Here is a 24,983-nt window from a genome sequence, read left to right as displayed (position 1 = left end):
CATGGCCAGCGTACCTGCAGAAACCAACGCCTCCAACATGCCGGCAGCCCGGGAGGGCGACGCGCCAGAGAGCCGTAGCGACCTGTTCATGGGGTTCAACCGCCTCAACCTGCTGCGCCAGATCGGCCTGATGGTGGGGCTTGCCGCCAGCGTAGCGCTGGGCCTGGCCGTTGTACTCTGGGCCCAGGAGCCGAACTATCAGCCTGTGGTGGGTGATCTCTCCTCCTACAACCCCCAGGATGTGACCACCATCCTCGAAAGCAACGGCATCGACTACAAGATGGATCCGCGCACCGGCGCATTACTGGTTCCTTCGGATCAGGTCTACAACGCACGGCTGAAGCTGGCGGCAGAGGGCGTCACGGACCGCCAAACCATGGGCTACGAGTTGCTGGACCAGGAACGAGGTCTCGGCACGTCCCAGTTTATGGAAACCATCTCTTACCGACGCGGGCTTGAGGGTGAGCTTGCCCGCACCGTTGCCAGCATGCGTGGCGTCCGGAATGCCCGTGTACACCTGGCAATCCCGGAGCGCTCCGTATTTGTCCGCGATGCCCGCGACCCGTCTGCCTCGGTATTTCTTGAAGTCTTTGCTGGCCGTCGTCCGGAACAGGAACAGATCAACGCCATTGTAAATCTGGTTGCCGGCAGCGTTCCGATGATGAGCAAGGAACACGTTACCGTTGTCGACCAGAACGGCAATCTGCTGACTGGCAAGGAGAGTCAGAGCAGTGCGGACCAGATGGCCGACCAGTATGAATACACCGCCAAAGTCGAGGAGCGCCTGACCCGCAGGGTGGCCTCCTTGATTGGACCGATTGTGGGGGATGGCCGTTATCGCGCCGAAGTTTCCGCAGATCTCGACTTCTCCTCGGTAGAGCAGGCAGAGGAATTGTTCAATCCGGAACAACAGGCGGTCCGCAGCGAGCGTGAGCTTACAGAACAGCGTGCTGCCGGTGCCCAGGGCGGCATTCCCGGTGCACTGGCAAACCAGCCCCCGGCCGATGCGACGGTGCCCGAGCAGGCTGCTGGTGGCGATGGCGAGGGGGCCGCTCCCGCGCCGGTAAATGTTCGTCGGGAATCCACGCGCAACTACGAAATGGATCGCACGGTCAGCTACAGACGCCAGGAGCTGGGAAGGGTGAAACGGGTGACTGTCGCTCTTGCAGTGGATGATATGAAAGTCGTCGATCCCCAGACTGGCGAAGTCAGCTACGAGCCCTGGCCTGAGCAGGAACTGCAGCGCCTGAGCATGCTGGTGCGGGACGCGGTGGGTTATTCTGCCGCCCGGGGAGACAGTGTTACCGTGATGAACACCGCTTTTGCACCGGAAGAAACGGTCGAATTCGAAGCCCCGGCATTCTGGGAGCAGCCCTGGTTCTGGGACCTGATGAAACAGGTGCTGGCAGGCCTGGTGATTCTGGTGCTCGTGTTAGGGCTACTGCGCCCCACACTCAAGAGCCTGTCGGGCGGTGGTCAGCGTGAGCGCGGCCTGGATTCCGGTAGCGGCGGCAGTTACGGTGGCCTTGACGATATCGAGGGCGGAGATGAATTGCGCAAGGCCATGTCCGCCCAGGATGATCTGCTTTTGCCGGGTGCCACAGACGGTTATGATAGGCAGTTGAACGCATTGAAAGGTCTGATTGCCGAGGACCCGGCGCGGGTCGCACAGGTAATGCGCCAGTGGGTGAATGTCGATGACTGAGCAAGCCAATCAACAGGGTGGCGGTGAGCCGAAGAAGCCACAGCGGAAAATTCCGCGTGTGGAGCAGGCTGCGATCCTGCTGATGTCACTGGGCGAGGCGGACGCGGCTGAGATCCTCAAGCATATGGGGCCCAAGGAGGTTCAGCGCGTGGGCGTGGCCATGGCCCAGATGAAGGATGTCAGCAAGGACGAAGTCACCTACGTGATGAACCAGTTTGTTGATGCCGTAGGCGGCCAGACCGGTCTGGGTGTCGGCAATGATGAGTACATCCGGACGATGCTGACCCAGGCCCTGGGCGACGATAAGGCATCCAGCCTGATCGACCGGATCCTGATTGGCGGCAACACCACCGGCCTTGATACCCTCAAATGGATGGAGCCCCGGGCCGTGGGTGACATCATTCGCTACGAGCACCCCCAGATTCAGGCCATTGTCATTTCCTATCTGGACCCGGATCAGGCGGCGGAAATTCTTGGCACCCTCGATGAAAAAGTGCGCCTCGACGTCATGATGCGAGTGGCATCACTGGAGAGTATCCAGCCCCAGGCGCTGCAGGAGCTCAACGATATTCTGGAGAAACAGTTCTCCGGCGGTGCCGCGTCCCAGACCAGCCGTATTGGCGGTGTCAAGCGGGCAGCGGACATCATGAACTTCATGGATCGCAGCATTGAAGGCAATCTGATGGATTCCATCAAGGATATGGATCCGGACCTTGCCAGCACCATTGAAGACCTTATGTTCGTGTTCGACAACCTCAAGGAAGTGGACGATCGCGGTATCCAGGCGCTGTTGCGGGAAGTTTCTTCGGAAGTGCTGGTGGTGGCCCTCAAGGGCGCCGACGACGAAGTCCAGAACAAGATCTTCAAGAACATGTCCAAGCGCGCAGCAGAATTGCTGCAGGATGATCTTGAAGCCAAGGGACCGGTCAAGGTCAGCGAAGTTGAATCGGCCCAGAAAGATATTATTACCATTGCCCGCCGGATGGCCGAGGCCGGTGAAATCTCCCTCGGCGGTGCCGGCGAAGAAATGATGTGATGAAAGATTCCACCCGAGATGTCAACCGGATTCCCAAGGAGCAGCTGACTGCCTATGAGCGTTGGGAGTTGCCTTTGCTGGATGCCCGTGGCAACGAGGTAGCCCGGGAAGAGGAGCGGGAGGTTAAACCTCTGACGGCGGCCGACATTGACGAGATCCGTCAGGCAGCCCGTGAAGACGGTTACAAAGAGGGACGTGACCAGGGTTACGAGGACGGTCTGAAAGCCGGGAAGGAAGAGGGGCACCGGGAAGGTCTGGAAACCGGCCTGGAAGAGGGCAGGGAGCAGGGCAAAACCCAGGGCTACGACGACACCCGCAAGGAAATCGACACCAAACTCGACCGTCTCGAACATTTGATGGGTGAGCTGCTGCTGCCAATCAAACGGCATGAGGACGAACTTGAAACCTCGCTGGTCAATCTGACCACAGTTCTCGCGCGGGCGGTGGTCTATCGTGAACTGACCATCGACTCCTCCCAGATCCGCCATGTGGTTCGCCGAGCGATGGAGGCTTTGCCCTCCACCGCCGAGAACATCCGCATCCACATAAATCCCGAAGATTGCGAGATGGTCCGCGAGGTGACCGCTCGCCTGGAAGCGTCCGCTTCCGTCATTGAAGATGCCAGTATTCTGCCCGGTGGCTGCAAGGTGGAAACCCGCCACAGCCTGGTGGATTTCACCGTCGAAAAGCGCTTCCAGCGTGCGGTCCAGAGCATGCTGGACCAGCAGATGAACGACAGCGAAAGCGGAGAGACCGAGGAGCTGGATTCCATGATGGAAGACCTGACGGGCTTCCATCGAGAGGTACTGGATTCTCACGAGTCCGGGGGCTCCGAAGACGACCCGAAGCCGGCGCAAGATGAAGGTGACGGTGATGACCTCGAATCTCGCTGATCGCCTCAACCGCTTCCAGGGCTTTCTGGGTAACGAACCTGAACCTGAGCTCTCCGGCCGATTGACCCGCATGGTCGGCCTCACCCTCGAATGTGTCGGCTGCCCCATGGTCGTTGGTGACCGTTGCGTGATCTTCGGCCAGAACACCGGCAACGTGGAAGCAGAGGTGGTGGGTTTCGAGGATGACAGGGTGTATCTGATGCCCCTCACGGCGATTGAAGGGCTCAAACCCGGTGCCAGGGTGGTGCCCCTGTCCGCCGCCAGCCGCGTTCCGGTAGGACCCCAATTGCTCGGCCGAGTGGTGGATGGCAGTGGTGAGCCCCTGGACGGAAAAGGGCCCCTGCAGGCCGAAGCCCGCGTTGCGCTTACCGGCGATATCATCAACCCGCTGAATCGAGCCCCTGTGCGACAATCCATGGATGTTGGTATCCGGGCAATAAACGCGCTAATGACCGTCGGCCAGGGCCAGCGTCTCGGTCTGTTTGCCGGCAGTGGCGTGGGCAAGAGTATGTTGCTGGGCATGATGACCCGCTTCACCGATGCCGACATCACCGTGGTGGGCCTTATTGGTGAACGAGGGCGTGAGGTAAAAGAATTTATCGAAGACATACTGGGTGAGGAGGGGCTTTCCCGCTCGGTGGTGGTGGCTGCGCCGGCCGACGATTCTCCATTGATGCGGCTGCGCGCCGCCATGCTGACCACCCGGATTGCCGAGTACTACCGGGACCAGGGCAAACGGGTGCTGCTGCTGATGGATTCCCTGACCCGCTATGCTCAGGCCCAGCGGGAGATCGCCCTCGCCGTGGGCGAGCCGCCGGCGACCAAGGGCTATCCGCCTTCGGTATTTGCCAAGCTGCCCCAACTGGTGGAGCGAACCGGTAACGGCCGCCCCGGGGGCGGCTCGATCACCGCGTTCTACACGGTGCTTACGGAAGGCGACGACCAGCAGGACCCGATCGCCGATGCCGCCCGCGCGATTCTGGACGGCCATATCGTACTGTCCCGTCGGCTTGCCGAAGAAGGCCACTACCCGGCCATTGACGTGGAAGCGTCCATCAGCCGGGTGATGCCCCAGGTTACCGAGACCGAACATTTTTCCAGGGCCCAGCGGTTCAAGCAGGTGTATTCCCGCTATCAGCAGGCCCGGGACCTGATTTCCGTAGGCGCCTACGTCAAGGGCTCCGATCCCGAGACCGATTTTGCCATCACGCACATAGGCAATATGCGCCAGTTTTTGCAGCAGGGGCTTAATGAGAGCGCTCCGCTGAAAGACAGTGTTGAGCAATTGCTGGCAGTGGTGCCGGAACGTCGGTCCCCCGAGCGGCGCAAGTCGGCGGTTCCAAATCCGGCAGCCGGCCCCGGCGGGGGTGACGCCTGATGCTGCGATCCAGGCGGCTGGAAGTTGTTCTTTCACTTGAAGAACGCAAGGAACAGGAAGCTCTGGAACGCATGGGAGAGGCCCGAAAGCTGGCTGAACAGCAGCGCGAACAGGTGCAGAACCTAAACCGTTACCAGCAGGAGTACCGGGATCAGATCCGAAACAGTCAGCAGGGTGTGGTGCAGGTGTCCCGACTCCAGGCCTGGCAGGCCTTTATCGCGCAACTGGATCAGGTGATCCGGCAGCAGCAGAAACAGCTGGACCAGGCAGAAAAGGTCTTTGAGGCACGCAAACTGGAATGGCAGCAGGCCTGGGAACGGCGGCGCGGCATGGAAAAGTACATCGAAACCTGCCGGCAACAGGAGCAGAAGGAGCAGGATCTTCGCGAACAAAAGCTCTCGGACGAGGCGGCCGGGCGGGCCTTTAACCGCCGTCGACGCTGAATCTTGCTCCGCATCAAGCAAATACGGATGCAAAATCAGTCCACTCAGCTATCCTTACCCGAAGAAGGACCGGTGAAGAACGCCGGTTGAATGCTGCTCTTGATACCTTGGGAGGTTGAGGAATGCCGATTCAGACGCGCCGCGATGATGACGGTCAGACCCTTGTTATCAGAATCGAGGGGCGGTTTGATTTCAGCACCCATCAGGCGTTCCGGGATGCCTACGAGCACGGTGATCCGGATATCCGCGACTACATTGTGGACCTCTCGGACACCACCTATCTGGACAGTTCGGCCCTTGGTATGTTGTTGCTGCTCAGGGATTACGCCGGGGGAGACAGCGCCCGCATTGTGATCGAAAACTGCAATAACGATGTACGGCGGATTCTTTCCATCTCCAATTTCGAGCAATTGTTCAACATCCGCTGATGCTCGCGGACTGCCGGAGTAGTCATGGATGATTCCGTTGCAGAACAAAACAGCCCTCTGAGAATACTCATCGCTGACGATTCGGACAGCGACCGCCTTATCCTCAAAACACTCCTGAAGCGTCTCGGGCACGAGGTTCTGGACGTGGCCAACGGACTGGATGCAGTCTCGGTATTCCAGCAGGAGTCGCCGGATCTGGTTCTGCTGGATGCCCTTATGCCGATCATGGACGGCATGGAGGCCGCCCGTCAGATCAAATTTCTGGCCGGCGAGCGGCTGGTGCCACTGATCTTCCTGACCTCCCTTTCTGAAGCTGGCGCGCTGGCCCGTTGCCTGGAGGCAGGTGGTGATGATTTTCTGGGCAAACCCTACAACCGGATTATCATCGAAGCCAAGATCAAGGCGTTCAACCGGATGCGGCTGATGCACCAGACCCTGTCGGATCAGCGGGATCTGATCCGGGAACGGAACAGACAGCTGACCGAAGAGCAGGAAATTGCCAAGCGGGTATTCGACAACGTTGCTCACTCCGGTTGCCTGGATGCCGCCAACATTCGTTATCACGCTTCGCCCCAGTCCATTTTCAATGGCGATGTGCTGTTCGCCTCGCCACGGCCCGCAGGCGGGATGCTGATTTTCATGGGGGATTTCACCGGCCATGGTCTGCCGGCGGCTATTGGTGCCATGCCGGTTGCCGAGATCTTCTACGGCATGGCCAACAAAGGTTTTAACGGCCAGGACGTGTTGCGCGAGATAAACCAGAAGCTCAAACGGATCCTGCCCACCGGGATGTTCTGTTGTGGCGCCATGATCGAGGCCGACTTTAAACTCAATCAGGTGCAGATCTGGAACGGCGGTCTGCCCGATGGATGGCTGACCCGGCCCTCAGGAGAGCACCTGGCGCTGCCATCGCGGCACCTGCCACTCGGTATCCTCTCGCCCGATCAGTTCAATGCCGATTTCGAAAGGGTCGGTGCCGCCCCGGGTGATCGGGTGCTTATGATGACCGATGGCTTTCTGGAATCTGCTGACAGTGCCGGCAAGGTCTTCGGCGAGGAGGGAGTCACTGGAACGCTTGATCGGCTGGAGGCAGGTGACCACCCATTCGACGCCATGATGTCCGCGGTTCACCGGTTTACCGGTACCTTTGAAGATGGCGACGATCTGACCCTATGCTGTCTGGAAATGATGGATGAGGCCGGTTTCGCTGGCCTGCCGGACCGCGCGGTGCCCTCTGCCCTGGCCGGGCCTGCGGAGTGGCGCTGCACCTATGAAGTCCGGGAGCGGACTCTCGGCGAGTTCAGTCCCTTGCCCCTCTTGCTTCACATCTGCATGGAAGTGCCAGGTCTTCGGCGTAAAAGCGGAGAAATTTACACCTTGCTGGCGGAACTCTACAACAACGCTCTGGAACATGGTGTTCTTGAACTACCGTCTGAATGGAAACACTCACCGGAGGGCTTCGGCCGCTATTATGCCGAGCGCAATCGGCGGCTGGCCAACGTTGAGGGACACTACATCCGGTTTACACTTCATCATTCCCTGAAACCGGATGGCGGCCGGCTTCGTGTTGTCTGCGAGGACAGTGGCCATGGGTTTGATTTCCGGAATCATCCCAGTGTGGCCTCTGGTATCTCCCCGACGATGAGCGGGCGTTATGCAGGGCGGGGCCTGCTGCTGTTGAAACGTCTCGCTGAGACCATCAGGTTTCATGAACAGGGCAATCATGTTGAAATTGTTTATGATTGGCAGTTCGCCCGAACAGCGGAGAATCGAGATGACTGATAAACCACATCTGGACGAGGAGGCACTGGCTGAGCTTCGGGACGTCATGGAAGATGAGTTCGAAGTGCTGATACAGACCTATCTGGCAGATTCCCGGGACAGAATCCAGGCGCTGCGGGAAGCCCTGAAGGCTGAGGATAGTGATGCCTTTGCGAAGACGGCCCACAGTTTCAAGGGCAGTTGCATCAATATCGGTGCTCCCAGGCTTGGCGCAATCTGTCTCAAGGCCGAGATGGCCGGAAAAGAGTCCCGGCTGGAAGACGCGCCGGGTCTGCTGGACGAGATTGACCGGGAATTCGAGCAGGTGATTGGGCGCCTGGATGGAATGCTGGTTCGATAGCTTTCGCCAACTCAGGCCTTTGGCAAGGCAGGGCCGGTGTGCTCTGGCATCACAATTGCTTTGTCTTTCGCAGTGAGTGGATTAACCGCCCAAACACCGGCCAGGTCCGGCAAGGTGAGGGCGACAATGCGATAAAAGCGGCAAGAGGTTGCCATGGCCCAGATGGTTCTTCCCCAAACCCCCGCGCCCGGGACACAAAATGATCCCGGCCCGTCCAAATCCGGAAACAGCCGGGATCCGGCTGACAGAAAAAACGATTTTGAATCTGTCTCCCAGGCGGAGCAGAAGCGGCTGGACCGCCAGAAAGCGGATCGCAACGCCGATGCAAAGGCTGCTGATGAATCCCGGTCCGCCCAGGATAATGCGTCGGATGCCAAAGCCGATTCGAACGCCAGGGCAGAGTCTGGCGAGAAGCCCGACGCGGCCGCGGGGGCCGAGCCTCGGGAATCCGGTGAGCAGGGCGTTGCCAGTGATGAAGCCGGTTCAGAGCCTACTGCACTGCCACTGACTTTCGCCGAGCTGCAGTCGTGGTTGAGCCCGCAAGCCGGTCGTTCCGGTGAGGCGACCTTGTCGGCAACCGGCCCTGGAGCCGGCGCCAGTGCTTCGGCGGGTGGGCCTGCAGCCGTGGGCGGTATGTTCAATGGCATTCTCTCGTCCACACCCGGGCAGAGCGGCCAGGCCTCTGCCGGCGTCGTAACCGGCGATGCCACATTAACGGACGCCATGAAGGCTTCGGTACTCACCGATACCGGTCGAAACCCGGATTCCGGTTCGCTGCTCGGCTCTGGCCGCTTCCAGTCTGCCATGGATCTCGTCTCCCAGCAGGTGGCCAGTGGCGCTAATGGCGCGGCCAAACTGGCAGCCGAGAACGCTGCGCCTCTGCGAGGTTATGCCACGTCCATCGACGTGCCGGTTGGTCATGCTGAATGGGGTGACAAGCTGGTTGGCAAGCTCAGCTGGCTGACCGCTCGTAACATGTCGGTTGCGGAAATCCACCTGACCCCGCCGGATATGGGGCCCATGGAGGTGAAGGTGCGGGTGCAGAACGAGCAGGCGAACATTACTGTCCATTCCGCGAACCCGGTGGTCCGGGATCAGCTGGAACTGCACTCCCATCGCCTTCGCGACATGTTGGGTGAACAGGGGCTGTCATTGGCCGGCTTCGACGTTTCTGATTCGCCACGGCAGCAGACCGGCGAGCAGGGAGCCGGAAACGGTGATGGTTCCGGTGCCGATTCGACGTCGCTGGTCGCGGGCGATCAGGACGATGAAAATGTCAGCTCCGGCAGCCTCGATCTGAGCTGGAAAGGCGAAGTAGACATCTTCGCCTGACACCCTCCGAAGTTCTCTTTCAATCTCCTTTGCCCATCCTTCCCGGCAACGCTAAACTGCTGTTCTGAACGGGAAGGTTGGGTACTCTGGCCCGCCCTTTGCATCCAATCCTGAAAAGTCACGGAAAAACGCTTCCTCTGACGGATTTCTGGCAAATCGAAGACTATGGCTGAAAATAACGAATCTGAAGCGGCTCCCGCCAAGAAAGGGAAACTGAAGCTGATCATCATGCTGGTCGTGGTGGTAATCCTGGCGATTGTGCTGTCTGTTGTGGGCACCCTCTGGTTCCTTGGCGACGGTTTGCCGGGCATGGGGGACGACGAAGGCGAAGTGGCCGAAACCGCAGAGGAAACATTTGTACCCAGCAGCTACCACCTGATAGACAAGGCGGTGGTAACCACCGTTCAGGCGGAAGGTCGCCAGCGGTATGCCCAGGTTTATCTGGCGCTTGAGTCCACAGATCAACAGGCACTGGAAGCTGCCAAGTTGCATATGCCGTTGATTCGAAGCCAGTTGGTGACGGTGCTTGGGAGCAGCAATTTCAATGAATTGCAGACGCCCGAGGGGCGGAGCAGCCTGGCCGACCGGATGCTGACCACGGTTAATCAGGTGCTGGAACAGGAAGGCGAGCCCGCCATCAAACGGGTGTTATTCAGAAATTTTGTCGTGCAATAGCGCACGGGCCACGGTACTTCAGGGGCAGGACTACGTATGCAGGACTTGTTGTCACAGGATGAAATCGATGCCCTCCTCCATGGGGTGGACGACGGTGACATTGATACCTATGAAGAGACTGACGATACCGGCATAAAGTCCTACGACCTTGCCAGCCAGGACCGCATCGTCCGGGGCCGGATGCCGACCCTGGAAATGATCAACGAGCGGTTTGCCCGCTACACCCGAATCAGTCTCTTCAACCTGATGCGTCGCAATGCCGATGTCTCCACCGGCGGCGTCCAGATCATGAAATTCGGCGAGTACATTCACACCCTGTATGTGCCCACCAGTCTCAACCTGTGCAAAGTCCGCCCATTGCGCGGCACTTCTCTGTTCGTACTGGATGCCAAGCTGGTCTTCAAACTGGTGGACAATTTCTTCGGTGGGGAAGGGCGACACGCCAAGATCGAGGGTCGCGAGTTCACCCCGACCGAGACCCGTATTGTCCAGATGGTCCTGGATCAGGTGTTCCATGACATGAAGGAAGCCTGGCATGCGGTACTCAAGGTGGATTTCGAGTACCTGAGCTCGGAGGTCAATCCGGCCATGGCCAATATTGTCAGCCCCAGTGAAGTGGTGGTGGTCAGCACCTTCCACATTGAGCTTGACGGCGGCGGTGGTGAGCTGCATTTTGCCTTGCCCTATTCCATGATCGAGCCTATTCGCGACGTGCTTGATGCCGGGGTGCAGAGTGATATCGACGATATTGATGAGCGCTGGGTGAACGCGCTCCAGGAAGACATTAAAGAGGTTAACGTACCGATCAACACCACGGTCTGTCGCCGCCGGATATCGTTGCGGGACATTGCCAAGATGAAAGCCGGCGACATCATCCCGGTGGAGATTCCTGAGCACCTGACGGTCACTGCCAATGGAATCCCGATCTACAAGGCAACGCTGGGTACTCGTGACGGAAAACTGGCACTGCGAATTCATGAGCGGGCATCAGTGCCCAAGGTAAAGAAACAATTGAAGGTGGGACGAAATGGCTGACGACGACAAGAAAGACGAGCAGGAACTCAGCGAAGATGAAAAGCTGGCTGCCGAGTGGGAAGCCGCCATGGAAGAGTCCGGTGATGAGGGCGAACGCGAAGACGAGTGGGCCGCTGCGATGGCAGAGGCCGGCGAGACCGGTGAGGCCGAAGATGACGTTCAGACTGCCCCCATGGAGGAGTTTGATACCGGAAGCGAGCCCGCCCAGGGTGGCGGCCCGGCTCCGGATATCGACGTTATCCTCGACATACCGGTGACTATTTCAATGGAAGTAGGCAACACCCAGATCCCGATACGGAACCTGCTGCAGCTCAACCAGGGCTCGGTTATTGAGCTTGACCGGCTGGCGGGGGAACCTCTGGACGTGCTGGTAAACGGTACCCTGATTGCCCACGGCGAGGTGGTCATGGTGAACGAGAAGTTCGGTATCCGTCTCACCGACGTGATCAGCCCGGGCGAACGCATCAAGCGGTTGCAGAAGTAACATGTGGTCCAGACTGACTGCGGCACTGGCGCTGCTTGTGATCAATCCGGTCGTTGCCCAGGAAACAGCAAAGACGGCTGCGCCTGATTCGCCGGTGCGAGCCCCGGACACCCTCGGTACCATTGTCAGCCTCGGGCTGGGTCTGGTGGCGGTGGTTGCCGTGATCTATGGCTGCGCCTGGATCATCCGGCGGTTGAACGGCATGACCGGCATGAACAACAACGCCATCAAGGTGGTGTCGGTGATGGCCATCGGCGCCCGGGAGCGTATCGCTTTAATTGAGGTGGGCGGCCAGCAGATTCTCCTGGGCATTACCCCGTCAGCGATCCGGACCCTGCACGTGTTTGACGAGCCGGTTGTCGAGGCCGGCAGCGCCGGTTCCGGTGATTTTGCCCGTCGCCTGCAGGGCATGATCGGCAAATCCTGGACCTCCCCGACAAGGAACGATTAGCCCCATGCTTGCCGCAACCATCAAGCGAGTTCTTCCTTCCCTGATCGTATTGGCAGGCTTTATCTGGGCGCCTCTGGCACTGGCTCAGGAGCCTTCCGGTATCCCCGGTATACCGGCTTTCACGGTGACGCCCGGAGAAGGCGAGGGCGCTCAGGAATACTCGGTAACCCTGCAGATCCTGGCGCTGATGACTGCGCTGACGTTCCTGCCGGCCATGCTCATGATGATGACCTCGTTCACCCGCATCATCGTTGTGTTTGCCATCCTGCGTCAGGCCATTGGCCTGCAATCCACGCCCTCGAACCAGATACTTCTTGGGCTGGCCCTGTTTCTCAGCATCTTCATCATGAAGCCGGTGCTGGAGGAGGCCAATCGGGTCGCATTACAACCCTATATGCAGGAAGAGGTGACCTCCCTGGAGGCGGTCGAGCTGGCCAGCCAGCCGTTCCGGAAATTCATGCTGGAGCAGACCCGTGAGAGTGACCTGGCCCTGTTTATGCGAATCTCCGACACGCAGTACGAGACCCCGCAGGACGTGTCTTTCTGGATACTGATGCCGGCATTCGTGACCAGTGAGCTCAAAACCGCGTTCCAGATCGGGTTTATCCTGTTCATCCCGTTCCTGATTATCGACATGGTGGTGGCCAGTGTGCTCATGGCCATGGGTATGATGATGCTGTCGCCAATCATCATCTCCCTGCCGTTCAAGATTATGCTCTTTGTACTGGTGGATGGCTGGGCCCTGATCATGGGCACCCTCGCTGCCAGTTACGGAATATAGGAGGCGTCATGACTCCGGAAACCGTTATCGACATCCTGCGCGAAGCCCTCTGGATGATTGTCCTCCTTGCTTCAATCATCATCGGCCCCGGTCTGGTTATCGGCCTGGTCGTCAGTACCTTTCAGGCCGCCACCCAGATCAACGAACAGACCCTGAGTTTCCTGCCTCGCCTGTTGGTCACGCTGATCGTTATCATCGTTTGGGGCCCCTGGATGCTGACGCAGCTGTTGGACCACGCCAACCGGCTGTTCGGCAATATTCCTTACCTGATCGGCTGACGGATGATACCGGCGGAGATCAGCGCGGACGTTATCGGCCAATGGGTCGGCCAGCATCTCTGGCCTCTTTTCCGGCTGGCCAGCTTCCTGATGGTGATTCCTATCTTCGGCACCCAACTGGTGCCCGCAAGAATCCGCCTGGGGCTGGCTCTGTTGATGACCATCCTCATCGCACCCATGATTCCGCCCGTGCCTCAAGTAGAAGCGCTGAGCGCTGATGCGGTAGTGATCACGCTTCAGCAGATCCTCATTGGCGTGGGCATGGGCTTCGCGCTCACTGCGCTCTGGCAACTCTTCGTCATCGCCGGCCAGATGATCGCCATGCAAATGGGCCTGGGCTTCGCCTCCATGGTTGATCCGGCCAACGGCGTTAACGTGCCCGTACTGTCCCAGATCTATACGATCACCATCACCCTGCTGTTCCTGGCCATGAACGGCCACCTGGTTGCCTTTGAAGTCTTTATCGAAAGCTTCCGGACCCTGCCCATCGGCATGGAAGGCCTGGGGCAGACCGGCATCTGGGAACTGGCCCACCGGATCAGCTGGATGTTTGCCTCCGCCATGCTCCTGGCGTTGCCGGCGGTTACCGCCGTGCTGATCGTCAACATCTCCTTTGGTGTCATGACGCGCGCCGCTCCCCAGATGAACATCTTCGCCCTGGGTTTCCCGATTGGCCTGATTTTTGGATTGTTTGCCATATGGGTGTTGCACGCCAATTTTCTGCCGCACTTCGATCAGTACACCCGAGAGACCTTTGATTTCATGCGGGGATTGCAGGGGCAGCCGTAAAGACTCATGGCCGAAGAAAACGACAACAGTCAGGAAAAAACGGAAGAGGCCACTCCCCGAAGGCTTGAGAAAGCCAAGGAGGAGGGCCAGACTGCCCGTTCCAAGGAGCTGGCCACCATGGCTGTGCTCCTGGCCGGCGCCGGCGGCATGCTCATGTTCGGCGCCAGCCTGGGTGCGTCGCTGGAAGCCATCATGCGCGACAGCTTTGTCATCGAGCGCTCCGCCATCTTCGACATGCGCCATATGAGCGTCCAGCTTATCGAATCCGCCAAGGAAGCCGCCTGGGCCCTCTCGCCCATTCTGGTATTGCTGCTGATCGCCGCTATCTTCGGTTCCATCGGCATCGGCGGTCTGTTGATCAGCGGCAAAGCCGTGGCCCCGAAACTCAATCGCATGGATCCCATCAAGGGCCTCGGCCGCATGTTCTCAGCGCGCTCTCTCATTGAGCTGGTCAAGGCCATCGCGAAAGTCGGTCTGGTTATGGCGTTGGCCATCCTGATCCTCGATCTGCGCACGGAAGACCTGCTGGCCATTGCCGAGGAGCCGGTGGTACCGGCCATGGAGCACGTGCTCTGGACCATCGCCTGGAGTTTTTTCCTGTTGTCCTGCGCCACCATCATCATCGCGGCGATCGACGTACCCTTCCAGATCTACGATCACCAGAAAAAACTGCGCATGACCAAGCAGGAAGTGAAAGACGAATACAAGGACACCGAGGGCAAGCCGGAGGTCAAAGGCAAGATCCGCCAACTCCAGCGTGAAATGGCCCAGCGCCGGATGATGCAGGACGTGCCCACTGCAGACGTGGTGATCACCAACCCGACCCATTATGCCGTTGCCCTGAAATACGATCAGAAGGCCATGGCTGCGCCAATTGTGGTGGCAAAGGGGGCCGATGAGGTGGCCTTCAAGATCATGGAGATTGCCCGTGAGAACAAAGTCGAGATTCTGAGAACGCCGCCGCTTACCCGGGCGGTTTACCACAACACCGACATCGGCGAAGAGATTCCCGATGGCCTCTACATGGCCATTGCCCAGGTGCTCGCCTATGTGTTCCAGCTGCGTCAGTTCCGCAAGGGGCGTGGGCCTAAGCCCGGTATGCCTGACTTCCCGATTCCTTCGGATTTGCGGCGGGATGTCTGAGGTCGGTGCTTTGTTACCTGGTAGCCTGCGAGGATTGGTGCTGGCGGGTTGTCGGGTGGGCCTCCCAAAAACCGCTACGAGCACATCCATGTGCGCTTGGCGTCGGCCATCCCTGGCCGCCGACATTTTTGGGAGGCCCACCCGACAACCCGCTTTTTAGCCATTCGATATCGCATCAACAACCAAAATCGTAGGTCGGATTAGGCGAAGCCGTAATCCGACAATGCCCCTCTAGCTCCAATGCCATTTGTTGGATTACGGCTTCGCCTAATCCAACCTACGCTTCTAAGCCAACATGATTAGTCGCTAATAAAGCGATTTCCGGGCGTTATCTGAGTCGTTGGACAAGTGGTGGTGGAAGGCCTTTCCAGGACTGTCTGTGGCCATGGATGGCCACAGCCAAGCGCACATGGATGTGCTCGTAGCGTGTCCTGGAAAGGCCTTCCACCACCACGCATCTCCCAAAACTGGCAGGCTGCAATTCCAGAAAGTCAGCAACCAGCCTCGATAACCCGAACCATCGGCTCCCCGCGGCTTTCGGGAATAGGCAGCACCCCATACCAGGACCGCGGATCATGCACCGTGGCTGAGGTAAAACCACAGGACAGATAGTGCTCCCGGGCCTGGGCATCGGTCTGGAAGTGGAACGATACCTGGCTGCGAGTGGCGGCTCCGAGTATGCCGCCGAGGGCCTTGAGGGTAGTGTTCAGCAACGGCTGGCGGGGTTGGTAATAGCTCTCGGACAGGTAAACCGAACCCGGGCGTTTGGCCATGGCGGCGGCCAGTCGGCGCCAGAACTCGGTGATGGTCTCCAGTGAGAAGTAGCTGGCCAGGCCTTCGGTGATGATGATCACGGGGCCGGAATTCTCGAATACCCGGTCGATCACTTTTTCCAGTTGGTATTCGCCGTGGTCGGCGAGGATATCAATCGGTGTGACCTGATGGTGGTCCCCCAGTCGTCCCGTGGCCATCAGGCGGAGGGCTTTGCGGGCGGCCATGTCGGGCAGGTCGGCTTCGACCATGTGGAGTAGGGAGTGCTTCTGCCGTAAGCGAATCCCCCGGGGCGACATGCCGCAGGCGATTTCCAGTACCTGGGTAATGCCTTTATCCCGAATAGCCTGTTCAATCAGGTGATCAATGATCAGATGTCTTTGCAGGAGGAAGGTGCGGATGTTGCCGCCGATGGCCGCTTTGCTGGCGGCTTCGAAGGGGGTCATCAGCCGGTAAAGCCAGCGGCCTTTTTCTGTCGCCAGGGTTTCGTCAGAAAGCCCATACCGGTGCCAGACGGCACCGGTATAGAGGGCAGTGAAACTGATGCCGGAGCTGTCAGTCGGCTTTCTGCTCATAAACGGCTTTACCCCATGCTTCGCGGCTGCCGGGGAGGATCAGGTTCAGGATGATGGCAGCCACAGCGCACAACGCGATGCCTTCCAGGTGCCCGAGCACCATGCCGCCGATACCGAACACCAGGGTGACACCCACGATAACCAGGTTGCGAGACTGTGACAGATCCACCTGGTGGCGAATCAGTGTGTTAAGGCCAACCACGGCAATGGAGCCGAACAGCAGGCACAGGATGCCGCCCATGACGGGTACCGGGATGGTCTGCAGTGCTGCGCCGAACTTGCCAACGAAGGCCAGTACGATGGCGACACAGGCAGCCCACCACATGACCTTCGGGTTGAAGTTCTTGGTCAGCATCACGGCGCCGGTGACTTCCGAGTACGTGGTGTTGGGCGGCCCGCCGAGCATGGAGGCGGCGCTGGTGGCCAGGCCGTCACCCAGAAGGGTGCGGTGCAGGCCCGGCTTTTCCAGGTAGTTCTTGCGGGTCACGTTGCCGATGGCCAGTACGTCGCCGATGTGCTCGATGGCCGGGGCAATGGCCACCGGAATCATGAACAATACTGCGCCCCAGCTGAAGGCCGGCGCAACAAAGTTGGGGACGGCAAACCAGGCGGCTTCCTGGATTGGGGTGGTATCCACGATGCCGGCAAAAGCGGACAGGATATAGCCGGTGATCACGCCGAACATGATTGGAATCAGCCGGAAAATCCCCTTGGCCCAGACCGACATGATGATGGTCACGGCCAGAGAGATCATGGCGATCCAAATGGCGGTGTCGTAGGGGATCAGCTGGGTGGCGCCGTCACCGGTGCGACCCGAGGCCATGTGAACCGCAACCGGAGCCAGTCCGAGGCCGATGGTCATGATCACCGGGCCGATGACCACGGGCGGCAGCAGGCGACGGACAAAACCGGTGCCACGCAGGCGTACCAGGCCACTCAGGAAAATGTAGAGAATACCCGCCGCCATCAGGCCGCCGAGGGTTTCTTCCATGCCAAACCGGCCTTTAGAGGCAATCACCGGGGCGATAAAAGCGAAGGACGAGGCCAGGAAAATCGGGATCTGGCCGCCGGTGACTATGTGGAAGATCAGGGTGCCCAGACCGGCGGTAAACAGCGCCACGTTGGGATCCAGGCCGGTAATCAGGGGCATCAGAACCAGTGCGCCGAAGGCCACCAGCAGCATCTGTGAGCCGGCAATGGCCTGTTTCCAGACCGGGTCGTTGGTATGGTCCTGCATGCTTAAACGTCCTTCTGCTTGGTACCGAAGATCTTGTCACCGGCATCGCCGAGACCCGGAAGGATGTAGCCTTTATCGTTCAGGCGCTCGTCGACAGACGCCGTGTAGATAGACACGTCCGGGTGTTTCTCCAGAACCTTTTCAATGCCTTCGGGAGCGGCAACCAGAACCAGGGCCCGGATCTCGGTGCTGCCGGCCTTTTTGAGCAGGTCGATTGTGGAGATCATGGAGCCGCCGGTGGCGAGCATCGGATCGACAATCATGGCCATGCGCTGATCCAGTTCGCCCACCAGTTTTTCCAGGTAGGTGCTGGCTTCGAGCGTCTCTTCGTTGCGGATCTGACCGACAACGCTCACCCGGGCCACCGGAATCAGGCTGAGCACGCCGTCGAGCATTCCAAGACCGGCCCGCAGGATCGGAACGATGGTGACTTTCTTGCCGTGAATCTGTTCCACGTTAACCGGTCCGGCCCAGCCTTCGATGGTTTTTTCCTGAAGATTGAAGTCCTTGGTGGCCTCGTAGGTCAGGAGTGCACCAACTTCCTGTGCCAGCTCCCGGAAATTCTTGGTGCTGATATCCGCACGGCGCATGATGCCGAGCTTGTGGCGGATCAGAGGGTGTTTTACCTCGTGGATTGGCATGGGGTCACCTGTGTGTCTGGTTGGAATTTTGGCGTCGCGATCAAATGGCGCAAGGATACCGCATCTGGCAAGGGGAGTCAGGCCGCAAATGGCAGGTTCACGGAAATCCACTAAGGGCTGGTACGGATCTTGCGATAACCCTTCCAAACGACGCCCCGGTGTCAGATTTTCGACCTTTAAAACGCCTGCAGGCACGGCCAATCGGAGAAGTATCCGGCATGGACAGAGCTTTAGTCCTCAATAACGTCAAAACCCTGACGCGGGGCAATCTGGGCATTCCCATCATGCTGATGGGTTTGCTGGGCATGATGATTCTGCCCATGCCGGCGTTCCTGCTGGACGTGTTCTTTACTTTCAACATCACCCTGTCGATTGTCATTCTGCTGGTGTGTGTTTACGCACTGCGGCCCATGGAGTTTGCCTCCTTCCCAACAGTTCTGCTGGTGGCCACGCTCCTGCGTCTCGCCCTGAACGTGGCCTCCACCCGGATTGTTCTGCTGAACGGCCACGAGGGCGGTGATGCCGCCGGTAAGGTGATTGAATCCTTCGGTGCGGTACTGATCGGTGGTAACTATGCCGTGGGCCTGGTGGTGTTTGCGATCCTGATGATCATCAACTTCCTGGTGGTGACCAAAGGTGCCGGCCGGGTGTCCGAGGTGAGTGCGCGTTTTACCCTGGATGCCATGCCCGGCAAGCAGATGGCCATTGATGCGGATCTTAACGCCGGGCTGATCAATCAGGACGAAGCCAAGCATCGGCGTGCCGAGATTGCCCAGGAAGCGGATTTCTATGGCTCCATGGACGGTGCGTCCAAGTTTGTGAAAGGGGACGCCATTGCCGGTCTGCTGATTCTCGCCATCAACATCATTGGCGGCATTGCCATCGGCATGCTCCAGCACGACCTGGATTTCGGGCTGGCCATGGAGCGCTATGCGCTGCTGACCATTGGTGACGGCCTGGTGGCCCAGATTCCTTCGCTGCTGCTGTCCACGTCGGCGGCGATCATGGTGACGCGGGTTACCTCCAGCCAGGACATGGGTGGCCAGATCCTTCAGCAGATGTTCAGTGCACCCAAGGCGCTGTCTATAGCAGCCGCGATCCTGATTATCCTCGGCCTGATTCCCGGTATGCCCCACGTAGCCTTCCTCGGTCTGGGTGCGCTGGCAGCGGGAGCTGCCTGGTATATCTGGAAGCACCAGAGACAAACCGTTGAGGAAGAGGGCGCGTTTCCGGCCAGGGGCGCTGGCGGCGCAGGACCGCGGCCTGCGGGTCGTGATCTGCCGCCGGGCGGTGACGCAGGGGGCGATCAGGGCCGTCAGCTGCCGGCACCCGGAGAGACCAAAGAGTTGGGATGGGACGACGTGTCTACCGTCGATATCGTTGGTCTGGAAGTGGGTTACCGGCTGATTCCGCTGGTCGACAAATCCCAGGGTGGCCAGTTGCTCAGTCGCATCAAGGGTGTTCGTAAAAAGCTTTCCCAGGATCTGGGCTTCCTGATGCCCTCGGTCCACATTCGAGACAACCTGGATCTGATGCCCAACGTCTACCGCATCACGCTGATGGGCGTGACCATCGCTGAGGCGGAAATCCATCCAGACCGCGAACTGGCCATCGATCCTGGCCAGGTATTCGGAAAGATAGAGGGCATTGAAGGCAAGGATCCGGCGTTCGGTCTGGATGCCAGCTGGATTGAGCCGGACAAGAAAGACCAGGCCCAGACCCTGGGGTATACCGTGGTTGATGCCAGTACGGTGGTCGCCACCCATCTGAACCAGGTGCTGCAGAAACACGCCCACGAACTGCTGGGCCACGAGGAGGTTCAGAAGTGGCTGGATCAGCTGGAGAAGATTTCTCCGAAGCTGGCCGAGGAACTGGTGCCCACTACTGTTTCCATCAGTCTGCTGCTGAAAGTACTGCAGAACCTCCTGAAGGAGGAGGTGCCGATCCGGGATATGCGGTCCATTGCCGAGGCCATCGTGAACGTGCATCCGAAGAGCCAGGATCCGAAGCTGCTGACCACCGTAGCCCGGCAGTCCCTGCGCCGGATGATTGTCCAGAGTATCTGCGGCAACGAATCGGAGATCCCTGTCATCACCCTGGATCCGGATCTGGAACAGTTATTGCTAAAGTCAGTTCAACAGAGTCAACAATCCGGCGGTCAGGAAGATATTGGCCTGGTTCTGGAGCCGAATATGGTTGAAAAGCTCCAGCGCTCCCTGCAGGAGAGCGTTCAGCGCCAGGAGATGCTCGGCAAACCGGCCATTCTGCTGGTGTCCGGGCCCCTGAGGCCGGTACTGGCGAAGTTTGCAAGTTATGGGGTAGAGCGCCTGCACGTGCTCTCGTACCAGGAAATTCCGGATAACAAACAGATTACGATCGTGGCGTCCGTTGGCCAGTAACGGCGCGGATGACAGAGCGGACAGCGCCGGCACGGCGTTGCCGGTGGAGGAAGAGGCATCATGAAAGTAAAACGGTTTTTTGCTCAGACCATGGCAGAGGCGCTCAAGCAGGTCAGTGAACAGATGGGGCCGGATGCCGTGATTCTTTCCAATCGTCGGGTCGATGGCGGTGTCGAAATTGTGACGGCGCTGGACTATGACGAAAACATGGCGCGTCAGCGCCTGGGAAATCAGGCTGAAGAAGCGACCAACGGTTCCCGACTTGCCGAAATGCAGGCCGACCAGCACCGCCGTCTTGAAGACGAGCTGGGCCGGTCTCGGGATCGCATTCGGGAGGTCCGGGAAAAACGGGCGTCCCAGGGCGCCGGCTATGCCGGAGCCTCGTTTGCGGCGGTGCAGGAATCGCTGGGTGCGGGTTTTGATGAGCCTGAGATGCCCCGCGCTCCGAGGGAAGCCTATTCCGATGAGCTGGCGCAGATGCGAGCCGAGATCAGTTCCCTGCGGGACATGATGCAGGGCCGCCGGCCGGAATCGGAGCCGGAGGTTTCGGCAACCACCGCCGTTCAACAGAGGCTGGCTGAGCGCCTGCAGGAATTTGGCCTGGGCAGTGAACTGGCGGGCTCAATTTCCCGTCGCCACAAGGCCGGGCGCCTCGAGGATGGCTGGAAACAGTCCCTCAAAATGTTGTGCACTGGTGTCCGGACCTCCCGCATGGAGTGGTTGGATGAGGGTGGCGCCTACGCGCTCGTGGGCCCCACCGGTTCCGGGAAAACCACCACCATTGGCAAGCTGGCGGCACGCTACGTGCTGAAGCACGGTTCCGACTCGGTGGCACTGGTAACCACCGACCGCTACCGAGTGGCCGCTCATGAGCAGCTGTTTGTCTTCGGGCGCATCCTGAATGTGCCCGTTCGTGTGGTGGACGAGAGCCACAGTCTCGACGATATTCTGGACGAGCTGTCAGACCGTCACCTGGTACTGATCGATACCGCAGGGCTGACAAGTGCGGATAAGGGGTATCAGGAACAGCTGGCCGAACTGGCTCGCAGCCATCACAATATCAAAACGCATCTGGTAGTCTCGGCAACCAGTCAGCCGCGCATCATGAAATCCGTCTGGCATTGCTATAAGATGGCAAATCTTGCGGGCTGTGTGATGACCAAGATTGATGAAGCCCTCACACTGGGTGAATCTCTCGGCTTTGTGATGGAAACCGGTCTGCCGGTAGCCTATTACACAGACGGGCAGAAAATTCCTGAAGACCTGCACCACGCAGAAGCCGTTCCGCTGGTGCGGCTGGCCGTGGACCGGCTTAAAACACTCCAGCAACAGCAGGCGGTCGCAGAGGGGGCCTGAACTCATGAACCCCGGACCGGACAAACAAACAGCGAGCGTCCGAACAACAGCCCCCGGCTAGACGTGGCGAGAGACAAAAAACAGTATGAGCAAAGCACAACCGGTACAGGTGATTGCAGTTTCCGGCGGCAAAGGTGGAGTCGGCAAAAGTAACGTGTCGGTGAACCTCGGAATCGCCCTGGCGCAGAAAGGCCGGAGAGTGGTGCTGCTCGACGCCGACCTGGGGCTGGCCAATATCGACGTATTGCTTGGTATTACCGCCAACCGTAATCTTCAGGATGTGCTGGCGGGCGACTGTGATCTCAAGGACGTTCTGGTGAATGGTCCCGGCGGCATCAAGATTGTTCCTGCCTCCTCCGGTACCCAGAGAATGACCCAGCTCAGTCCCATGGAGCATGCCGGGCTGATTAACGCGTTCAGCGAGCTGGGGGATCAGATTGATGTCCTGATCGTGGATACCGCTGCCGGTATCTCGGAATCGGTGGTCAGCTTTCTGAGAGCGTCCCAGGAGTTGTTGCTGGTAGTCTGCGACGAGCCCACGTCGATTACCGACTGTTACGCCCTGATCAAACTCATGAACCGTGACTACGGTACCAACCGCTTCCGTATCCTTGCCAACCAGGTACGAAACGAGCAGGAAGGCCGGCATCTTTTCGAAAAACTGACCCGGGTCACCGAGCGCTTCCTGGATGTGGCACTACAATACGTCGGGATGGTGCCTTACGATGAGGCTGTGAAGAAAGCGGTTCAGCGACAGCGTGCAGTGCTGGATGCCTACCCCAGGGCGAAGGCGTCACTGGCTATCAAGGCTCTGGCGGATAAGGTAGACAGCTGGCCGTTGCCGTCCTCTCCCCGCGGGCATCTGGAATTTTTTGTGGAGCGGCTCGTCGAAGTCTGAATCGGATCCAGTCAAACAAAAACCCGGATACATGACATTGGCGAAAAACCTCGGAATCTATAACCAGTCGGGTGCTCAGAAGCCGTCACAGCTCATTGAGCAGCATGCGCCGCTGGTCAAGAAAATTGCCCTTCATCTGATGGCCCGCCTGCCTGCTTCGGTTCAGCTTGAAGACCTGATGCAGGCCGGTATGATCGGCCTGCTTGAGGCAGCCCAGCGCTACAGTTCCACCAAAGGTGCCACCTTCGAGACCTACGCCGGCATCCGGATTCGCGGTGCCATGGTGGATGAAATCCGCAAGGGCGACTGGGTTCCCCGTTCCGTCCATCGCAATGCCCGCCGTATTTCCCAGGCTATCAAGGCCGTTGAAGACCGTTTGGGTCGTGAAGCTCAGGATCTGGAAGTGGCTGAAGAGCTGGGTATGGGGTTGGCCGAATATCACTCCTACCTTTCTGATTCCAACAGTGGCCGACTTTTTAGCCTCGATGAGCTCAATGAATCCGGAGAGCTGCCGATAGAACACACAGAGACGCAGGATAATCCGCTTGAGGGGTTGTCCTCCGATGCCTTCCGGCGCAGCCTCGCTGAGGCCATTGAAGACCTGCCGGAACGGGAAAAACTGGTGCTGAGCCTGTATTACCAGGAAGAACTGAACCTCAAGGAGATTGGTGCAGTGCTTGGCGTCAGCGAGAGCCGGGTAAGCCAGATTCACAGCCAGGCGGCCCTGCGCCTTCGGGGACGGCTGTCGGATTGGCGCCAGGAATCGGACAGCTGATGGCGTTCAGTCTGTGTCCGCGAAGAGGCAGTCTGTAGTTTTTGGTAACCGATGCTTTACAACCGAAGCAAAGGTCTGACAATAAGCGGTTAAAACAGCGGCCTGCTAGACTTTGAACGCGAAGGTCAAACGAATTCCGGGTGTTACTAACTGGAGGTCCCATTGGACAAAAACATGAAAATCCTCATTGTGGATGATTTCTCCACAATGCGACGGATCATCAAGAACCTGCTGCGTGATCTGGGCTTCACCAACACCGATGAAGCAGACGACGGCAACACAGCGCTGCCGATGCTCAAGAGCGGCAAATACGATTTTCTGGTCACCGACTGGAACATGCCGGGCATGTCCGGTTTCGATCTTCTCAAGGCCGTTCGGGCTGACGAGAATCTGAAAACCCTGCCGGTGTTGATGGTAACGGCTGAGGCCAAGCGGGACCAGATTGTTGCCGCTGCCCAGGCGGGCGTGAACGGCTATGTTGTCAAACCGTTCACCGCCGCGGTGCTCAAGGAAAAGATTGAGAAAATCTTTGAAAGAATCCAGTAACCAGAGGTCGGATGGCTCTCATGAGCGATAGCAAAAAGAACCATCGGGGCCTTGAACCGGAGGTGACGGAAAAGCTCCAGCGGCAGGCAGCAGAACTGGCAGAGAGTGTTGATGCGGGTGATTATGCCAAAGCCATGACCCTGATCAATGAACTCAGTGAGGTCAGGGATCAGAGTCTGTATCGCGAGGTAGGGCGATTGACCCGGAGCTTGCACGAAGCAATCCGGAACTTCCAGATTGACCCCCGTAACGCCGAACAGCAGGAAGCATTGTCGAAGATGACAGATGCCTCCGATCGTCTCGAATACGTCGTGCAGATGACTGGTGAAGCGGCCAACCGGACCATGGATCTGGTTGAGGAAACCATGCCCGTGGCCAATGCCCTGCGGGACGAAGCCGCCGCCTTGCGCGATGAGTGGCAGCGTCTGCGTCGCCGGGAAATGCAGCCGGCCGAGTTCCGTGAGCTTTATGGCCGTATTGACCGGTTTTTCGTCAGCATGGCGACCGACGCCGACACCATGTACAGCAACCTGTCGGAAATTCTGCTGGCACAGGACTATCAGGATCTGACGGGCCAGGTCATCCAGAAGGTTACCGCCCTTGTGAAAGAGGTTGAGGAGCAGATGCTCAGCCTGGTGGTGATGGCCAGCCATGTGGACCAGCTTACGGGCACGGTGCACCAGATTGAAGAAAAAGAAGAGTCTGCGGAGAAGGGCGTCGGGCCCCAGATCAAGGCCGATGAGCGTGAAGATGTAGTCTCGGGACAGGATGACGTTGACGACCTGTTGTCCAGTCTCGGTTTCTGAATTAAG

General features: G+C 58.9%; 26 protein-coding genes. 23 read left to right on the top strand and 3 right to left on the bottom strand.

The window, feature by feature from the left end; genetic code table 11:
• The first annotated feature begins 1 nt into the window (after position 1).
• From fliF to flhB, 17 genes are all read left to right on the top strand, one after another.
• Complete coding sequence (gene fliF / locus A8B84_RS01130) at positions 2-1,705, top strand: flagellar basal-body MS-ring/collar protein FliF (RefSeq protein WP_064228791.1); 1,704 nt, start codon at positions 2-4, stop codon at positions 1,703-1,705.
• Positions 1,698-2,741: a flagellar motor switch protein FliG gene (fliG, locus tag A8B84_RS01125; protein WP_064228792.1), complete on the top strand. Its 1,044-nt coding sequence runs from the start codon at positions 1,698-1,700 to the stop codon at positions 2,739-2,741. Before fliF ends, fliG begins: the two co-directional genes overlap by 8 nt.
• On the top strand, positions 2,741-3,634 hold the full coding sequence (locus A8B84_RS01120; protein WP_064228793.1) for a flagellar assembly protein FliH: 894 nt from the start codon (positions 2,741-2,743) through the stop codon (positions 3,632-3,634). The genes fliG and A8B84_RS01120 overlap by 1 nt, the downstream gene beginning before the upstream one ends.
• Positions 3,615-5,012 (top strand): flagellar protein export ATPase FliI, encoded by a 1,398-nt coding sequence (gene fliI / locus A8B84_RS01115; protein WP_064228794.1) that lies wholly within the window; start codon positions 3,615-3,617, stop codon positions 5,010-5,012. Before A8B84_RS01120 ends, fliI begins: the two co-directional genes overlap by 20 nt.
• On the top strand, positions 5,012-5,455 hold the full coding sequence (gene fliJ, locus A8B84_RS01110) for a flagellar export protein FliJ (protein WP_064228795.1): 444 nt from the start codon (positions 5,012-5,014) through the stop codon (positions 5,453-5,455). Before fliI ends, fliJ begins: the two co-directional genes overlap by 1 nt.
• Before the next feature lie 122 nt (positions 5,456-5,577).
• On the top strand, positions 5,578-5,883 hold the full coding sequence (locus A8B84_RS01105; protein WP_064228796.1) for an STAS domain-containing protein: 306 nt from the start codon (positions 5,578-5,580) through the stop codon (positions 5,881-5,883).
• Between the two features lie 24 nt (positions 5,884-5,907).
• Positions 5,908-7,665, top strand: a complete 1,758-nt coding sequence (locus A8B84_RS01100) for a PP2C family protein-serine/threonine phosphatase (RefSeq protein ID WP_064228797.1) — start codon at positions 5,908-5,910, stop codon at positions 7,663-7,665.
• Entirely contained in the window at positions 7,658-8,005 is a 348-nt protein-coding gene (locus A8B84_RS01095) for an Hpt domain-containing protein (protein WP_064228798.1), read from the top strand. The genes A8B84_RS01100 and A8B84_RS01095 overlap by 8 nt, the downstream gene beginning before the upstream one ends.
• Positions 8,006-8,158: 153 nt before the next feature.
• Complete coding sequence (locus A8B84_RS01090; protein WP_064228799.1) at positions 8,159-9,337, top strand: flagellar hook-length control protein FliK; 1,179 nt, start codon at positions 8,159-8,161, stop codon at positions 9,335-9,337.
• 165 nt (positions 9,338-9,502) lie between these two features.
• A complete protein-coding gene (gene fliL / locus A8B84_RS01085; protein ID WP_064228800.1) occupies positions 9,503-10,012 on the top strand; it encodes a flagellar basal body-associated protein FliL in 510 nt (169 codons plus the stop codon).
• 36 nt (positions 10,013-10,048) lie between these two features.
• The gene (gene fliM, locus A8B84_RS01080; protein ID WP_064228801.1) at positions 10,049-11,047 is read left to right on the top strand and encodes a flagellar motor switch protein FliM; all 999 of its coding nucleotides are present in this window, start codon (positions 10,049-10,051) and stop codon (positions 11,045-11,047) included.
• Positions 11,040-11,531: a flagellar motor switch protein FliN gene (gene fliN, locus A8B84_RS01075; protein WP_064228802.1), complete on the top strand. Its 492-nt coding sequence runs from the start codon at positions 11,040-11,042 to the stop codon at positions 11,529-11,531. Before fliM ends, fliN begins: the two co-directional genes overlap by 8 nt.
• A gap of 1 nt (position 11,532) precedes the next feature.
• Positions 11,533-11,982, top strand: a complete 450-nt coding sequence (gene fliO, locus A8B84_RS01070; protein ID WP_064228803.1) for a flagellar biosynthetic protein FliO — start codon at positions 11,533-11,535, stop codon at positions 11,980-11,982.
• A 4-nt stretch (positions 11,983-11,986) separates the two neighbouring features.
• On the top strand, positions 11,987-12,763 hold the full coding sequence (gene fliP / locus A8B84_RS01065) for a flagellar type III secretion system pore protein FliP (protein ID WP_064228804.1): 777 nt from the start codon (positions 11,987-11,989) through the stop codon (positions 12,761-12,763).
• Positions 12,764-12,771: 8 nt separating this feature from the next.
• Positions 12,772-13,041 carry a flagellar biosynthesis protein FliQ gene (gene fliQ / locus A8B84_RS01060; protein WP_008173075.1) on the top strand — a complete coding sequence of 90 codons (270 nt, stop codon included), beginning with the start codon at positions 12,772-12,774 and terminating at the stop codon, positions 13,039-13,041.
• A gap of 3 nt (positions 13,042-13,044) precedes the next feature.
• On the top strand, positions 13,045-13,830 hold the full coding sequence (fliR, locus tag A8B84_RS01055) for a flagellar biosynthetic protein FliR (RefSeq protein WP_064228805.1): 786 nt from the start codon (positions 13,045-13,047) through the stop codon (positions 13,828-13,830).
• Positions 13,831-13,836: 6 nt separating this feature from the next.
• A complete protein-coding gene (flhB, locus tag A8B84_RS01050) occupies positions 13,837-14,973 on the top strand; it encodes a flagellar biosynthesis protein FlhB (protein ID WP_064228806.1) in 1,137 nt (378 codons plus the stop codon).
• 491 nt (positions 14,974-15,464) lie between these two features.
• Here the strand turns inward: flhB and A8B84_RS01045 are convergent, their stop codons facing one another.
• Genes A8B84_RS01045 through upp form a run of 3 tightly spaced genes read right to left on the bottom strand, consistent with a single transcriptional unit; the run spans position 15,465 to position 18,197 of the window.
• Positions 15,465-16,319 (bottom strand): class I SAM-dependent methyltransferase, encoded by an 855-nt coding sequence (locus A8B84_RS01045; RefSeq protein ID WP_064228807.1) that lies wholly within the window; start codon positions 16,317-16,319, stop codon positions 15,465-15,467.
• Positions 16,300-17,556 carry a uracil-xanthine permease family protein gene (locus A8B84_RS01040; RefSeq protein ID WP_064228808.1) on the bottom strand — a complete coding sequence of 419 codons (1,257 nt, stop codon included), beginning with the start codon at positions 17,554-17,556 and terminating at the stop codon, positions 16,300-16,302. The genes A8B84_RS01045 and A8B84_RS01040 overlap by 20 nt, the downstream gene beginning before the upstream one ends.
• A gap of 2 nt (positions 17,557-17,558) precedes the next feature.
• A complete protein-coding gene (gene upp / locus A8B84_RS01035) occupies positions 17,559-18,197 on the bottom strand; it encodes a uracil phosphoribosyltransferase (RefSeq protein WP_064228809.1) in 639 nt (212 codons plus the stop codon).
• A gap of 218 nt (positions 18,198-18,415) precedes the next feature.
• On the opposite strand from upp, the gene flhA reads away from it, so the two are divergent.
• The 6 genes from flhA to A8B84_RS01005 all read left to right on the top strand — a co-directional run bounded on the left by flhA (position 18,416) and on the right by A8B84_RS01005 (position 24,977).
• On the top strand, positions 18,416-20,596 hold the full coding sequence (flhA, locus tag A8B84_RS01030) for a flagellar biosynthesis protein FlhA (RefSeq protein WP_064228810.1): 2,181 nt from the start codon (positions 18,416-18,418) through the stop codon (positions 20,594-20,596).
• 60 nt (positions 20,597-20,656) lie between these two features.
• On the top strand, positions 20,657-21,952 hold the full coding sequence (flhF, locus tag A8B84_RS01025; protein WP_064228811.1) for a flagellar biosynthesis protein FlhF: 1,296 nt from the start codon (positions 20,657-20,659) through the stop codon (positions 21,950-21,952).
• 85 nt (positions 21,953-22,037) lie between these two features.
• Positions 22,038-22,850, top strand: coding sequence for a MinD/ParA family protein (locus A8B84_RS01020; RefSeq protein WP_064228812.1), 813 nt, complete (start codon positions 22,038-22,040; stop codon positions 22,848-22,850).
• Positions 22,851-22,881: 31 nt separating this feature from the next.
• The gene (locus A8B84_RS01015) at positions 22,882-23,625 is read left to right on the top strand and encodes an RNA polymerase sigma factor FliA (RefSeq protein WP_064228813.1); all 744 of its coding nucleotides are present in this window, start codon (positions 22,882-22,884) and stop codon (positions 23,623-23,625) included.
• A 162-nt stretch (positions 23,626-23,787) separates the two neighbouring features.
• Positions 23,788-24,171, top strand: coding sequence for a chemotaxis response regulator CheY (gene cheY / locus A8B84_RS01010; RefSeq protein WP_008173086.1), 384 nt, complete (start codon positions 23,788-23,790; stop codon positions 24,169-24,171).
• A 20-nt stretch (positions 24,172-24,191) separates the two neighbouring features.
• Positions 24,192-24,977 (top strand): protein phosphatase CheZ, encoded by a 786-nt coding sequence (locus tag A8B84_RS01005; RefSeq protein ID WP_053115437.1) that lies wholly within the window; start codon positions 24,192-24,194, stop codon positions 24,975-24,977.
• Positions 24,978-24,983: the final 6 nt, after the last annotated feature.

This window comes from Marinobacter sp. EhC06, assembly GCF_001650915.1.
In the GTDB taxonomy this organism is placed as follows: domain Bacteria; phylum Pseudomonadota; class Gammaproteobacteria; order Pseudomonadales; family Oleiphilaceae; genus Marinobacter.
Note: the sequence above shows the minus strand (reverse complement) of the source record. Positions and strands in the feature narration are given on the sequence as shown.

Bases quoted from the DNA above. Each gene is read 5' to 3' on its own strand.
- fliF (WP_064228791.1), top strand. From the start codon at position 2: ATGGCCAGCGTACCTGCAGAAACCAACGCCTCCAACATGCCGGCAGCC.
- fliG (WP_064228792.1), top strand. From the start codon at position 1,698: ATGACTGAGCAAGCCAATCAACAGGGTGGCGGTGAGCCGAAGAAGCCA.
- A8B84_RS01120 (WP_064228793.1), top strand. From the start codon at position 2,741: ATGAAAGATTCCACCCGAGATGTCAACCGGATTCCCAAGGAGCAGCTG.
- fliI (WP_064228794.1), top strand. From the start codon at position 3,615: ATGACCTCGAATCTCGCTGATCGCCTCAACCGCTTCCAGGGCTTTCTG.
- fliJ (WP_064228795.1), top strand. From the start codon at position 5,012: ATGCTGCGATCCAGGCGGCTGGAAGTTGTTCTTTCACTTGAAGAACGC.
- A8B84_RS01105 (WP_064228796.1), top strand. From the start codon at position 5,578: ATGCCGATTCAGACGCGCCGCGATGATGACGGTCAGACCCTTGTTATC.
- A8B84_RS01100 (WP_064228797.1), top strand. From the start codon at position 5,908: ATGGATGATTCCGTTGCAGAACAAAACAGCCCTCTGAGAATACTCATC.
- A8B84_RS01095 (WP_064228798.1), top strand. From the start codon at position 7,658: ATGACTGATAAACCACATCTGGACGAGGAGGCACTGGCTGAGCTTCGG.
- A8B84_RS01090 (WP_064228799.1), top strand. From the start codon at position 8,159: ATGGCCCAGATGGTTCTTCCCCAAACCCCCGCGCCCGGGACACAAAAT.
- fliL (WP_064228800.1), top strand. From the start codon at position 9,503: ATGGCTGAAAATAACGAATCTGAAGCGGCTCCCGCCAAGAAAGGGAAA.
- fliM (WP_064228801.1), top strand. From the start codon at position 10,049: ATGCAGGACTTGTTGTCACAGGATGAAATCGATGCCCTCCTCCATGGG.
- fliN (WP_064228802.1), top strand. From the start codon at position 11,040: ATGGCTGACGACGACAAGAAAGACGAGCAGGAACTCAGCGAAGATGAA.
- fliO (WP_064228803.1), top strand. From the start codon at position 11,533: ATGTGGTCCAGACTGACTGCGGCACTGGCGCTGCTTGTGATCAATCCG.
- fliP (WP_064228804.1), top strand. From the start codon at position 11,987: ATGCTTGCCGCAACCATCAAGCGAGTTCTTCCTTCCCTGATCGTATTG.
- fliQ (WP_008173075.1), top strand. From the start codon at position 12,772: ATGACTCCGGAAACCGTTATCGACATCCTGCGCGAAGCCCTCTGGATG.
- fliR (WP_064228805.1), top strand. From the start codon at position 13,045: ATGATACCGGCGGAGATCAGCGCGGACGTTATCGGCCAATGGGTCGGC.
- flhB (WP_064228806.1), top strand. From the start codon at position 13,837: ATGGCCGAAGAAAACGACAACAGTCAGGAAAAAACGGAAGAGGCCACT.
- A8B84_RS01045 (WP_064228807.1), bottom strand. From the start codon at position 16,319: ATGAGCAGAAAGCCGACTGACAGCTCCGGCATCAGTTTCACTGCCCTC.
- A8B84_RS01040 (WP_064228808.1), bottom strand. From the start codon at position 17,556: ATGCAGGACCATACCAACGACCCGGTCTGGAAACAGGCCATTGCCGGC.
- upp (WP_064228809.1), bottom strand. From the start codon at position 18,197: ATGCCAATCCACGAGGTAAAACACCCTCTGATCCGCCACAAGCTCGGC.
- flhA (WP_064228810.1), top strand. From the start codon at position 18,416: ATGGACAGAGCTTTAGTCCTCAATAACGTCAAAACCCTGACGCGGGGC.
- flhF (WP_064228811.1), top strand. From the start codon at position 20,657: ATGAAAGTAAAACGGTTTTTTGCTCAGACCATGGCAGAGGCGCTCAAG.
- A8B84_RS01020 (WP_064228812.1), top strand. From the start codon at position 22,038: ATGAGCAAAGCACAACCGGTACAGGTGATTGCAGTTTCCGGCGGCAAA.
- A8B84_RS01015 (WP_064228813.1), top strand. From the start codon at position 22,882: ATGACATTGGCGAAAAACCTCGGAATCTATAACCAGTCGGGTGCTCAG.
- A8B84_RS01005 (WP_053115437.1), top strand. From the start codon at position 24,192: ATGAGCGATAGCAAAAAGAACCATCGGGGCCTTGAACCGGAGGTGACG.